The 12,595-nt window shown below is 54.2% G+C and carries 11 protein-coding genes, 2 pseudogenes and 1 other annotated feature (1 of these 14 cut by a window edge); of the genes and pseudogenes, 1 reads left to right on the top strand and 12 read right to left on the bottom strand.

Going from position 1 to position 12,595, the window contains the following annotated elements; genetic code table 11:
• Window positions 1-168: DUF2536 family protein (locus I656_RS17810; protein ID WP_128570073.1), on the top strand; the 168-nt coding region annotated here is incomplete at its 5' end.
• A gap of 113 nt (window positions 169-281) precedes the next feature.
• Here the strand turns inward: I656_RS17810 and I656_RS10115 are convergent.
• From I656_RS10115 to alaS, 12 genes and pseudogenes are all read right to left on the bottom strand, one after another.
• A complete protein-coding gene (locus I656_RS10115; protein ID WP_020754579.1) occupies window positions 282-905 on the bottom strand; it encodes a YrrS family protein in 624 nt (207 codons plus the stop codon).
• Between the two features lie 66 nt (window positions 906-971).
• Complete coding sequence (locus tag I656_RS10120) at window positions 972-2,744, bottom strand: penicillin-binding protein 2 (RefSeq protein ID WP_020754578.1); 1,773 nt, start codon at window positions 2,742-2,744, stop codon at window positions 972-974.
• Between the two features lie 108 nt (window positions 2,745-2,852).
• Window positions 2,853-3,329: a transcription elongation factor GreA gene (gene greA / locus I656_RS10125; protein WP_011232025.1), complete on the bottom strand. Its 477-nt coding sequence runs from the start codon at window positions 3,327-3,329 to the stop codon at window positions 2,853-2,855.
• A 110-nt stretch (window positions 3,330-3,439) separates the two neighbouring features.
• Window positions 3,440-4,075 (bottom strand): uridine kinase, encoded by a 636-nt coding sequence (gene udk / locus I656_RS10130; RefSeq protein ID WP_020754577.1) that lies wholly within the window; start codon window positions 4,073-4,075, stop codon window positions 3,440-3,442.
• Window position 4,076: 1 nt separating this feature from the next.
• A pseudogene (locus I656_RS0115210) lies at window positions 4,077-5,344 on the bottom strand (U32 family peptidase).
• A gap of 18 nt (window positions 5,345-5,362) precedes the next feature.
• A complete protein-coding gene (locus I656_RS10135; RefSeq protein ID WP_020754574.1) occupies window positions 5,363-6,292 on the bottom strand; it encodes a peptidase U32 family protein in 930 nt (309 codons plus the stop codon).
• Window positions 6,289-6,942 carry an O-methyltransferase gene (locus tag I656_RS10140; RefSeq protein ID WP_033005221.1) on the bottom strand — a complete coding sequence of 218 codons (654 nt, stop codon included), beginning with the start codon at window positions 6,940-6,942 and terminating at the stop codon, window positions 6,289-6,291. Before I656_RS10140 ends, I656_RS10135 begins: the two co-directional genes overlap by 4 nt.
• Before the next feature lie 437 nt (window positions 6,943-7,379).
• Entirely contained in the window at window positions 7,380-8,471 is a 1,092-nt protein-coding gene (gene mltG, locus I656_RS10145) for an endolytic transglycosylase MltG (RefSeq protein ID WP_020754572.1), read from the bottom strand.
• A 242-nt stretch (window positions 8,472-8,713) separates the two neighbouring features.
• The gene (locus I656_RS10150; RefSeq protein WP_020754570.1) at window positions 8,714-9,013 is read right to left on the bottom strand and encodes a DUF1292 domain-containing protein; all 300 of its coding nucleotides are present in this window, start codon (window positions 9,011-9,013) and stop codon (window positions 8,714-8,716) included.
• 15 nt (window positions 9,014-9,028) lie between these two features.
• Window positions 9,029-9,445: a Holliday junction resolvase RuvX gene (gene ruvX / locus I656_RS10155; protein ID WP_011232032.1), complete on the bottom strand. Its 417-nt coding sequence runs from the start codon at window positions 9,443-9,445 to the stop codon at window positions 9,029-9,031.
• 4 nt (window positions 9,446-9,449) lie between these two features.
• Entirely contained in the window at window positions 9,450-9,716 is a 267-nt protein-coding gene (locus I656_RS10160; protein ID WP_011232033.1) for an IreB family regulatory phosphoprotein, read from the bottom strand.
• Window positions 9,717-9,783: 67 nt separating this feature from the next.
• Window positions 9,784-12,419 (bottom strand): annotated as a pseudogene (alaS, locus tag I656_RS0115205) (alanine--tRNA ligase).
• A gap of 46 nt (window positions 12,420-12,465) precedes the next feature.
• Window positions 12,466-12,595 (bottom strand) — a binding site (T-box leader) (it continues 95 nt past the right edge of the window).

Here is a 12,595-nt window from a genome sequence, read left to right as displayed (position 1 = left end):
TTTTTTGAAGCGGACGACTTGCGGACGCTCGAGAAAAAAATCAACGAACAAATTGAACATAACAAGGCGCTCTTGCTTTCCGTCCATCATGTATCCCATCAAATGCACGTCATGGAAAACGGAAAGCGGTTCTACAGCGCAGTCGTTCATTTCAAAGCGAAAAAATAACAGGCGCCCTTCGTTTTTGGGCGCCTGTGTATGTTTCCGCCGCTGGTGAACCGCCATTGTTTCACTGATGCCGCCAACATTTCGAATATCTCCGCTTCCCCTCATCATGCCGCTTATGGCTTTTGTTTCAACTTTTGCACCTTCGTCGGCTTCCAGCCTTCGTTCGTCACCCATTCAATGTACACTTTGTAATGGGCGGCTTGATCTTTCGTCGAAATCGTCGCGACTGCTTTGTTCGGTCCGTTGTTGCCGATGAACCAAACGATCATCTCCTCCGGAGCGATGCCGGTCGCATAGCTGACGGCATCGAGCATTTCCTTCCAGTCGACGGAATCTTTCTTAAACACCGTTTCATGCGGCTCCGATTGCGTCGTACCGATCGGCTGCCATGCCGGATTGACGATTTCTTTTTCAACGTTGGACCCCGGCGGGCCCGGCGTTTCTGTCACACCGGCATTACTCGTTTCATCGGTGGAAGCAGCGTCTTCTTCCTCGGCCGGCGTTTCAGCTTCCGTCGGCGCCGCCGCTTCGCCTGTTTCCACTTCCACCCGCTTCGCATTGGCCGCTTCTGTTTTGGCTTCGCGATCCATCTCCTTCTTGCTCGGTTCGCCGCCAAACAGCAAGTTCCCGCCGACAATCAAAATGAGCAGCACGACAACGGCAATGGCTCCGTTGAGCCAACGGTTGATCCTCCGCCGTTTGGCGCGGGCGGCAAAGCGCGTCTCGATTTGCGCCACCGTCTCCTCTCCCTTCTTTGGATGATGTTCGTGCTGGAAACATGGATTCCCCTTACATTTGGTTCGTCACTTCACTTCATTTTTGGCGCGGTCATAAGCATAAAGCGCCTCGACTGCAGCGGCGAACACATCATTCGTCGAAGCCCGCCCGCTCGGGCAGTCGAGCTCAACGACAGCAAGGGCGTATTTCGGACGGTCGGCTGGAAAATAGCCAGCAAACCATTTATTAATCAATTCAGCGCCGCCGTCCATTTTTCCTGTCTCAGCCGTCCCGGATTTGCCGGCGACCGGATACGGCAGCGAACGGAAGCGGCGGCCGGTGCCATCCTCTTTGGTGACAACGCCGCGCAAAAGCCGTTGCAGCTCTTCGGCCGTCTGCGGCGCGATCGGCGCCATGTCTGAAGCCGGTTGAGGCGGAAACGAAAAGAGGGTCGCACCGTTTTTATACAGCACTTTGTCAACGGCCCGCACCTGAAGCGCTTCGCCGCCGCGGGCGATGGTCGCCATCATGTTGGCGACGCCAAGCGGCGAGACGCGTACATTTTTTTGCCCGATCGCCGTTTGCGCCACCGCAAGCGGCACCCGCTTGTCGCGCGGATCATGCCAAATCGTCCCCTTCTGCTCCTCCGGGAACTGACGGAAATGCTCTTCATGGTACACCGCCCCTTCCCATCCGGCCGTCGGATACAGCCCGAGCTTTCTCGCATACGTTTCAAACGCATCCGGATCGTGCTCGATCAACTGCTTGCCGAGCGTGGCGAACGCATTGTTGCAACTGACGGCAAAGCTGTCCGCTAAATCAAGCATGCCGTAATCATGCTCCTCATCGCGGGTTTTGCCGTCAATTTTTCGGCTGCAGTCAAACGTTGTCTCAAGCGAGGCGAGCCCCTCATCAAGCGCCGCGGCCGCAATGACGGTTTTCAAAATCGAGCCAGGGATTTGCGGCAACACGATTTGGTTTTCCGCCCCGCGGTTTTTGTACGGATCACGCGGGTCCATGTTTGGGCGGCTGACCATGGCGAGCACACTGTTTGTGTCAATATCCAGCAAAACGAGACCGCCTTTTTTCAACCCGTATCGGTCAACGATCTGCTCCATCTCTTGCTGCAAGTCACGGTCAAGCGTCGTTTGCACGGTGACGGGATAAAACGGGTTGCCCGTGTCGCTGTATTTGACATCGAGCCCAAACAGCGGCCGCCCTTCGGCGTCAACGTGATAAAGCAGCTTCGTTTCGCCGTCGGCGAGCAAAAATTCATCAAACGCCTTCTCAAGTCCTTGAATGCCCACTTCGGTCTTTGGCGGCAGCGGCCGTTTTGGATAACGCTTCTTGATGAGCTCCTGATCTGGACGGGTGAAGCCAAGCAAATGCGGGGCGTACACCGTTTCCAGCGGATATTGCTTGTTGACGGCAAATACCCCCGGAATGCGCAAATCGTTAATTTGCTTCATTTGCTGGGCGCTCAAGGCGAGCGGCTCTCCATCCTTCTCTAAGACGAACGGACCGTCCTCCTGCTCAAGTTGGCGGCGAATCTCTTCTTCAGAGACGCCGGCGATGCGGGCGACTTGTTCCATCGGCCATTTCATTGCCGTTAAAAACGGGAATAAGACAAGCGACGGCACGTATCGCTTCGTGAGCGGCGCGCCATTTCGGTCGATGAACGAGCCGCGCCCGTCGTCAATGATCAGTTCTTGTGTTCGCTGGGCGACGCTTTCGGCAATTAAATTATGATTGGCAAACGACTCGGTGTCAATGAGCTGAATTTGCGCGAGCCGCCCGATAAGCAACAACAAGCCCAATTGAATGAGAGCAAGCATGACAAGCGTTCGCTTTTTCCACATAAAGAAAACACCTCATCATCAGTGTTGACGAGGTGTTTCCGTTTGAAACGTCAAACGGCGGCAATTTTCTTCGCTTCGCACACCGCCGCTTGTTCAGGTCGGCCGCCTTTATTTCACAGCCACGATTTTCACAAGCATTTCCCCGCCCGGCGTTTGCACCGTCACCTCATCGCCGACGCGGCGGCCGAGAAGCGATTTGGCAATCGGCGAGTCATTGGAAATTTTTCCTTCAAATGGATCGGCCTCGGCGCTGCCGACGATCGTATACGTTTCTTCCTCGCCGTCCGGCAGTTCAATGAACGTGACCGACTTGCCGAGCGAGACGACGTCCGGGTTTTCTTTGTCTTCTTCAATGATGACGGCGTTGCGGATCATGTTTTCAAGCATTTGGATGCGCGATTCGACAAACGCCTGCTCATCTTTGGCAGCATCGTACTCCGAGTTTTCCGACAAATCCCCGAACCCGCGCGCAATCTTAATGCGCTCCACCACTTCTTTCCGCTTGACCGTTTTTAAGTACTCAAGCTCTTGTTCCAGTTTCTCTTTTCCCTCTTTCGTCATCGGATACTGCTTTTCGTTCGCCATTCATCTCACTCCTCTATATATTCTGCATTATGTAAAACGTACGAACAGCAAAAACGGCTGTTCGTACGCTTACTTGTTATATAATATATTGTTTTGTCTCTGTTATGTTATTACAAAACCGCTTTTTGTTCAAGAACTGTGCGAATTTTTGCCACCATTAAATCGATGGCGACGACGTTCTGTCCGCCTTCCGGAATGATCACATCCGCGTAGCGCTTCGTCGGTTCGACAAACTGGTTGTGCATCGGCCGGACGACGGACAAATATTGCTCGATGACCGAATCGAACGTGCGGCCGCGCTCTTTCATATCGCGGATGAGACGGCGGATGATGCGGATGTCCGGGTCGGTGTCGACATATACTTTAATGTCCATTAAATTGCGGAGTCGCTCATCCTCCAAGACAAGAATGCCCTCCACGATGATGACATCCTTCGGCTCCACGCGAATGACGTCGCTTGAGCGAGTGTGCAGCGTATAATCGTACACCGGCTTGTCAATCGGCTCATAGCGAAGCAACTTATGAATATGCTCAATCAACAAATCGTTGTCAAACGCCAGCGGATGGTCATAGTTCGTCTTCAGCCGCTCTTCAAACGAAAGATGGCTTTGGTCTTTATAGTAAAAGTCTTGCTCCAAAACAAGGATCGAGCGGTCGCCGAAATGGTCGTAAATCGCGCGGGCGACGCTCGTCTTCCCCGAGCCGGAGCCGCCGGCGACGCCGATGACAACGGGCTTCTTCCCCATCTTAATTCTCCTTTCTCATCATGTTGTACGGGAAGAGAGGGCGCTTGACCTTAAACTTCACGATTTGCAGCGGATGGCGCGCCGCATCAAGCTCGTTGCCGTCTTCGTCCCAAATTTTCTCAATCACTTGGGTGAAGTTTTCAATTTCCGGACCGAAAAATTCGACTTCATCGCCCGGGCGGAAATGGTTGCGCTGCTGGACGGTGGCGATGCCCGTCTCCGGGTCATAGCCAAGCACCAAACCGGCGAATTCATGCGTCGTTTTCCGGCTGTGCGTCCCGTACATATGGTTCGTATAATCCGGGAAGCCGTCAAAGAACGACGGCGCCGTCTCGCGGTTGGCGCATTTCTCCAACTCCCGCACCCACTCTTCGCGGATCGTGAAATGGTCTGGGTCAGCGCAGTAGGCATCAATGACTTTCCGGTAGACACTGACAACCGTCGCCACGTAATGGATCGATTTCATCCGCCCTTCAATTTTCAAGCTATCCACACCCAATTCGATCATCACCGGAATGGCGCGGATTAAGTTCAAATCTTTCGCGCTCATCGCAAACGGGGCGTCCCCTTTTTCAAACAACGGAATTTCCCGGCCGTCCGAGAGCTGATACAAATCGTAATCCCAGCGGCACGACTGGCAGCATCCGCCGCGGTTTGAGTCGCGCGCCGTCATATGGTTGCTCAATACACAGCGGCCGGAGTAGGCGGAACACATCGCCCCATGGATGAACGCTCGATTTCAATATCGACTTTCTCTTTGATCTGCCGGATTTCTTCTGCGCCCACTTCACGAGCGAGCACAACCCGCTCGAGCCCTTCCTCTTTCCAAAATTGGACCGCTTTCCAGTTGGTAAGCGATTGCTGCGTGCTTAAATGCACTTCAAGCTTCGGCGCCACCCGGCGCGCCGTTTCGATGATGAGCGGGTCGGCGACGATGATGCCGCAAACACCGGCATCTTCAAGCGCCCGCAAATAGTCATCAAGGCCAGGGATGTTTTCGTTATGGGCGTAAATATTGGCCGTTACGTATACTTTGGCTCCGTATCGATTGGCAAATTCGACCCCTTCGCGAATTTCCTCGATCGTAAAGTTGTCGGCGTTGGCGCGCAAGCTGTACTCTTGGCCTCCGATAAAGACGGCGTCTGCGCCGTAATGGACGGCGATTTTCAGTTTTTCCAAGTTGCCGGCCGGGGCGAGCAGCTCTGGCTTTTTCACAATGACGCGCTTGCCGTCAATGATTTCAGAGATGCGATCATTTTTTAAAAGCATGCTGCTTCCCTCCTTTTCTCAATAAATGGTCTCTTTGAAGAAAAATCCGGTGTCGATGCGGCGATGCGGCGGCTGAAGCGCTTCAACGGCCGCAAGCAGCTCCTCTTTTTCCCGTTCGTACCGCTCGCGGTCATCGGCGCATAAATCGATGGCGCGGCGGTACAGCTTCGTCACGTCGGTAATGTAGCGCGGCTCGTGCAAAATCCCGTCAATTTTAAAGCTGTCGATGCCGGCCTCGACCATGTCGCCGAGCTCATCGATCATGCAAACATCGTTCGGGCTCATAATATGCGTGCCGTTTTCGTCTTCAAAAATCGGATATTTGTTGTCGCGCTCTTTGTCGTAAAGAAACATCCCTTTTTCGTACTTCTTCCGTTCAACTTCCATCACTTTCCCTTGATATTCAAAATAGCTGCCGATCAGCGAGCGCTTCGATTGGTACATGCACATCGCGCCGTGCACTTGCACCTCGATTTCCACTTCGGCATGGGCTTTGATTTCCAAAATGGCGTCCATGTTCAACTCGCGGGCCAAGACGGCGCGCTTCGCCCCTTTCCGGCCCCAATAGTTGCACGCATACCAGTTCGTCGCTGTCGTCTCCGTGCTCCAGTGGAGCTTCATGTGCGGCGCCGTTTCTCGGACAGTCAAGAGCACCGCGGGATCGCCGAAGACGATGGCATCGGCGCCGACATCAGCCAAAAACGCGACGTAGTCGCCAAGCTCGTCCACTTTATCGTTATGGAAAATGGCGTTCATCGCCACATACACGTTCATGCCGCGCCGGTGGGCGGCTTTGACGGCGGCAGCGACATCATGGCGGGAAAATTCGCCGGCAAGCCGCAAACCGTAGCGCTGCTCGCCAATGATGACCGCGTCCGCTCCGGCTTCAGCCAGCTCGTCGATATGGGCAACGCTCGTCGGCGTCACGAGCAATTCGGGTTTTTTCACTGTTCTTCACCTCGTTTTTTCGATATGGCGAGCCCATCGCCGACCGGAATGATGACCGTATCATAACCGCTTCGACTCATGAGCCACTCATTGTAGCGGCGAATTTTTCGGGCGATGTTCCAAAGCCGTCGATTGTCCGCCGGCGCTTCGGCGGCGACGAGCCCCTTAAACAAGACGTTGTCGCTGATGATGAGGCCGCCTGCAGCCACAAACGGCTCATAGAGCGTAAAAAAGCGCTCATATTGCCCTTTGGCGGCATCAATAAACAGCACATCAAACGGCGCGGCGGCCGCCACATCGGCCTCGACCGCGAGCGCATCGCCCAACACCGCCTCGATTTGCCGCTTGGTGTTCGTCTTTTCGATGTAAAAACGGGCGCGCTCATACCGCTCCCGGTCTTTTTCGATCGTCACAATGCGCGCATCCGGCAGCGCCTTTGCCATCCGGATCGCCGAATAGCCGATCGCCGTGCCGATTTCCAAAATGCGGCGCGGCCTGATCAGCTTCAAGATGAATAACAGCACTTCGACGCTCACCGGATCCATGATCGGTATGCGATGCCGATAGGCGTACTGCTCCATCTCCTCAATGTCCTCATCCGGCGCCGGACGCAGCTTTTGCAAGTACGAAACAATGTCATGGGAAAGCAAGAGGAATTCCTCCCTGCCGTCAGCAAACTGAAAAGCGCTCGCCAAAGTTGAACTATATAGATGCAACGAAGAAGTTTACTATATCCTTGACGGAAAAGCGGTTTGCCCATTTTCGACTGTCGGAGGCAAGCCACAGGCTTGCCTCCGTCACGCCTTGGCGTGACGGAAGACCGAACAACCGGCCTGCTTCACAGACCCATATATGGGTCTTTAAGCGGCGTTGTTCGGTCGCCCGACAGTCGATCAAATACTCGGGAAAAACTACAAATGGTAAAGCTTCCAATTGCATCTATATACAACCCGGCATTTGCGCTTTGTCGTCATGAAAAATAAGAGCCGCAAAGGACTCTTATCGTTGGTCTGTTCAACTATACTACCATAAAACAACGGAAAAGCGAAGCCGTTTCACCCCACCGGCCATTACCTTCCGTTTTGACCTATTGTTTTCCAATATGCTTCGCCTTTTCCCGGTTATGCTCGGCCAACGTTTTCGTAAAAATGACCTCGCCGCCCGGTGTCGCCAAAAAGTATAAATAGTCGGTCGCCGCCGGTTCAAGCGCCGCTTCGATCGACATTACGCCGGCGTTGGCGATCGGCCCCGGCGGCAGCCCTTTATGCATGTACGTGTTGTACGGCGAATTGACCTGCAAATCTTTATACAACACACGCTCTTTATGTTCGCCAAGGGCGTACAAAACGGTCGGGTCGGTTTGAAGCGGCATGCCGCGGTGCAGCCGATTGTAAAACACGCTGGCGATTTTTTCGCGGTCAGCTTTTTCCGTCGCCTCTTCCTCAATGAGCGACGACATCGTCAACAGCTGATGCGGCGACATGTTCTTTTCTTTCATCGCTGCCTTATATGTGTCAAGCACAGCTGCCGTTTTCGCCACCATCGCCTCAATGATCTCTGAGAGCGGCGGCTTTTCGTCAGCAAACACATACGTCGCCGGGAACAAGTAGCCTTCCAGCGGATAGCGGATGCCTTTGTGAAAAATATCATCAGTCAACAAATCCGGGTGCATTTTCATCAGCCGTTCGATATACGCGCGATCGTTAAGCAATTTCATAATTTGTTCTTGTTTGTACCCTGTTTTCGCGGCAATGAGGTCAGCGATTTGCACCAATTGCGACCCTTCCGGAACGGTCAGCTTCAATCCGATTTTTAGCGATTTCCCCGTTTTTAACAGCTCGATGATGCGCGCCATTGGCATCGCCCGCGTCAACTCATACTCCCCAGCCTGGAAGCCGGATTCATTTTTCCAGCGGACATATAAGCGAAACACGGCCGCGCTTTTAATGAGCCGCTTTTGTTCGAGCTGCTCGGCAATCGCCGCCGCCGATGAACCGATCGGAATCGAGACATGGACCGGGGTGCGGTCATTCGGGTCGACGGGCTTAAGCGCTGAACGGATGTATAAGAAACTGCTGGCGCCGGCAATGACAAACGCCGCCAGCAGAACAGCACAGACAATCAAGACGATTTTCCGCACAAGCCGCGCCTCTGGCGCCCTAAAATCGTTCTGTTTCATCTTTGTCCTCCTTTCACCCGGCCATATTATACTACAAAGTTCCGCATTTTTCGCCCTTGACGGTCAAAAAATGCAAAGCCAGGGGAGGAAACGCGCCGGTCAATCGAAGCCCTTCGCAACATTTGTCGGACAAACAAGAAGATGTCTGAACCATTGCATGGAACACAACTTATCGTTTCTCAGCGCATAATACGACAATAAGAAAAGGGGCCCCGATCCTTTTGGCCCCCCTCTGCTGTCCGTTATTCGTCGTCTTCCTCTTCCTGTTCAGCGCAAAACGTATTCCATACTTCTTCGATCATGTCCCACTCTTCTTCCGTCTCGATTGGGAGCAGTTCGCCTTCTTTGTTCTCATCCCCAGGGATGAAGGCGGAAACGTGCACTTCCGTCTCGCCGTCCTCGTCTTCGGCTTCGGCGCCGACCGGATAGTAAAACACATACGATTTGCCGAAATCATCTGATTCAAACGTAAACAAAATTTCGCACAGCTGCTCGTTGCCATGTTCGTCGACAACCGTAATATGACGGTCTCCGTGTTCCATGTTTTCTCCTCCAATTTATCGTTTACTGTCCAAATATGACTGCAAAATGACGGCCGCCGCCATTTTGTCGATCACTTTCCGCCGCTTTTTCCGGCTGACGTCGGCAGCGATCAACATCCGTTCGGCGGCCATCGTCGACAGCCGTTCATCCCAAAGCACAACGGGCAAAGAAAACTCCTCGCGCAATTTGGCGGCGAACCGCTCGCTTGCCTCAGCGCGCGGCCCGAGCGTGCCGTTCATGTTTTTCGGCCACCCGACGACAATCGTATCGACGCCGTACTCATCGATGATGGCGCGCAGCCGCTTTAAGCCGTAGTCGCCGCGCTCCGTATCAATGGCGATCGTTTCCAATCCTTGCGCTGTAAGGCCGAGTTCGTCGCTAACGGCAACGCCGAGCGTTTTCGTTCCCAAATCTAATCCTAGCGTCCGCATCAGGTTAATCCTTTCGTTGCCCCTGTAAATAGAATTTCACCAATTCCTCGATTAATTCGTCGCGTTCGATTTTGCGGATGAGCGCACGCGCATCTTTATGGCGCGGAATGTAAGCTGGGTCGCCGGACAACAAGTAGCCGACAATTTGGTTGATCGGATTGTAGCCTTTTTCCTGCAAGGCGCCATACACCGTCAACAACACTTCGCGAACGTTCGTCTCGGCCGGCTCCTCGGAAAAATGAAACTGCATCGTTTGGTCAAACGAGCTCACCGTTTCCACCTCGCTCCTTATTCAGGCACCCCGTCCTTTTACATCCATTGTACACGATCCGCGCCAATTAGGAAACGGATTTCACCCATGTTTCGACATAACCGAGCGCTTCGCCGACCTTGCTTGGGTCCTTGCCGCCAGCTTGCGCCAAATCCGGGCGCCCGCCGCCGCCCCCACCGCAACGCGACGCTACTTCTTTCACCAGCTTGCCGGCATGGAATCCTTTTTTCACCAAATCGTCCGTTACTGCGGCAATCAGTTGCACTTTTCCGCCCTGGGCGGACGCCAACACGATGACCGCCGTGCCGAGCTTTTGTTTCAAATCATCAGCCATGGCCCGCAGTTGGTTCATGTCATTGGCCTGCACTTTTGCCGCCAACACCGGCACGCCGTTTACATCTTTCACTTGACGGGTGAGGTGCTCAGCTTCCATATGGGCGAGGCGGGCAGCAAGCGATTCATTTTCGCGCTCGAGCTCTTTCAGCTCGGCAAACAGTCCGTCAAGACGCGCATTCAATTCTTTCGGGCTTGTTTTCAGTTTTTGCGCCGCCTCTTGCAAAATAGCAAGCTGTTCGCTCATAAAGCGGTATGCCGCTTCCCCGGTCACCGCTTCAATCCGGCGCGTGCCGCGCCGATGCCGGACTCGGAGACGATTTTAAACAACCCGATGGCTGATGTGTTGGGCACATGGCAGCCGCCGCACAGCTCGAGGCTGTAGTCGCCGACTTTGACGACGCGGACGATGTCGCCGTATTTTTCGCCAAACAGCGCCATCGCGCCCATCGCTTTCGCTTCCTCGAGCGGTTTATAAAAAATGTCAACCGGGAGGCTTTTCCAAATTTGTTCGTTGACGATGGCTTCGATGCGCTCGAGCTCCTCTGGCTTCACTTGCCCAAAATGGGTGAAGTCAAAACGAAGCCGGTCCGGGGCGACAAGCGACCCCGCTTGGTTGACATGGCGGCCGAGCACGTCTTTTAGCGCTTGATGGAGCAAATGGGTCGCCGTATGGTTTTTTACGATGCGCATCCGCTTTGCTTCATCGACGCGCGCCGTATAGCGGGATCCTTTTTTCACCGTTCCGCGTTCGACGATGATCGCATGAAGATGTTGGCCGTTCGGCGCTTTTTGCACATCTTTGACGACTGCTGTTCCTGTTTCGCTTTCAAACACGCCTTGGTCAGCGATTTGTCCGCCGCTTTCGGCGTAAAATGGCGTCACATCGACGATGATTTGCGCCTCTTCGCCGGCTTTCACTTCCTCGACAAGCCGCCCGTCTTTGACGATGGCGATGACCGTCGATGCGGCAACAAGCTCATCGTAGCCGACAAACCGGCTTTCATCTTTAATGTCACCGAGCACTCCGCCTTGGACTTGCATCGAATCGACATCTTGCCGGGCCGCGCGCGCCCGTTCGCGTTGCCGCTCCATCTCGCGCTCAAATCCGGCATGGTCGACCGTCATGCCCGCTTCAGCGGCGTACTCTTCCGTCAGCTCGATCGGAAAGCCGTACGTATCATACAGGCGGAACGCTTCCTCGCCCGGAATGACACGGCTTCCTTGCTCTTTCGCCTTTTCGGTCACCTCCGCCAATATGGCGAGCCCTTCATGGAGCGTTTCATGGAACCGTTCTTCTTCCGTCCGGATGACGCGGGCGATGAAATCGGCTTTTTCTTTCACCTCCGGATAGTAGTCGTGCATAATCTCGCCGACGACCGGGACGAGTTCGTACATAAACGGACGTTCAATGCCGATATGTTTCGCATAGCGCACCGCGCGGCGGAGCAGGCGGCGCAGCACATAACCGCGGCCCTCATTTGACGGCAGCGCCCCGTCGCCGATCGCGAACGTCACGGCGCGAATATGGTCGGCGATCACCTTAAAGGCGACGTCTTTGTCCGGATCTTCGCCATACCGCTCGCCGGCGATCTGCTCGGTCGCGCGGATGATCGGCAGGAACAAGTCGGTTTCAAAGTTCGTCGGCACGTCTTGCAAAATCGAGCACATCCGCTCCAAGCCCATGCCGGTGTCGATGTTTTTCTTCGGCAGCGGCGTGTACGTGCCGTCCGGGTTATGGTTAAACTGCGAAAAGACAAGGTTCCATACTTCTAAATAGCGGTCATTTTCCCCGCCTGGGTACAGCTCCGGATCGTTCGGGTCGTTGCCGAACGCTTCGCCGCGGTCGTAAAAGATTTCCGTGTTCGGACCGCTCGGGCCTTCGCCGATGTCCCAGAAGTTTCCTTCAAGGCGAATGATTCGCTCTTTTGGCAAGCCGATTTCGTTGCGCCAAATGTTGTACGCTTCCTCGTCTTCCGGATGGACAGTAACGGACAACCGTTCCGGATCAAAACCGATCCATTTGTCGCTCGTCAAAAACTCCCATGCCCAATGGATCGCTTCGCGCTTGAAGTAATCGCCGATCGAAAAGTTGCCGAGCATTTCAAAAAACGTATGGTGGCGCGCCGTTTTCCCGACGTTTTCGATGTCGTTGGTGCGGATCGATTTTTGCGCGTTGCAAATGCGCGGGTTTTCCGGAACGATGCGCCCGTCAAAGTATTTTTTCAACGTCGCGACGCCGCTGTTGATCCACAACAGCGACGGGTCGTCGACCGGAATGAGCGATGCGCTCGGCTCAACCGCATGGCCTTTTTCTTGGAAAAACTCTAAAAACATGCGCCGCACTTGGGCGGATGTCAGCTTTTTCATGATGATCCTCCCCTTTCGCCTTTTATATAAAAAAACTCCCATCCCCTGCAGGGACGAGAGTTATGCTCGCGGTACCACCCTGTTTATGGGCAAAAAACGCCCATCACCTCTTTGGCCGTAACGCAGCCTTGCGTCAGGTTTTGCCTGCGCTCCGGATTAGCCTTCTGTTGCCCTTC

The sequence above is a fragment of the Geobacillus sp. WSUCF1 genome (assembly GCF_000422025.1).
In the GTDB taxonomy this organism is placed as follows: Bacteria; Bacillota; Bacilli; order Bacillales; family Anoxybacillaceae; genus Geobacillus; species Geobacillus zalihae.
The sequence above is the reverse complement of the archived record's forward strand: the minus strand, read 5'-3'. Positions and strand labels throughout refer to the sequence as shown.

What these genes read in the sequence shown, in the direction of transcription:
- greA (WP_011232025.1), bottom strand. Translation starts at nt 3,329, where the DNA reads ATGGCGAACGAAAAGCAGTATCCGATGACGAAAGAGGGAAAAGAGAAA.
- ruvX (WP_011232032.1), bottom strand. Translation starts at nt 9,445, where the DNA reads ATGCGGACGCTAGGATTAGATTTGGGAACGAAAACGCTCGGCGTTGCC.
- mltG (WP_020754572.1), bottom strand. Translation starts at nt 8,471, where the DNA reads ATGAAACAGAACGATTTTAGGGCGCCAGAGGCGCGGCTTGTGCGGAAA.
- I656_RS10120 (WP_020754578.1), bottom strand. Translation starts at nt 2,744, where the DNA reads ATGTGGAAAAAGCGAACGCTTGTCATGCTTGCTCTCATTCAATTGGGC.
- I656_RS10150 (WP_020754570.1), bottom strand. Translation starts at nt 9,013, where the DNA reads ATGGAACACGGAGACCGTCATATTACGGTTGTCGACGAACATGGCAAC.
- udk (WP_020754577.1), bottom strand. Translation starts at nt 4,075, where the DNA reads ATGGGGAAGAAGCCCGTTGTCATCGGCGTCGCCGGCGGCTCCGGCTCG.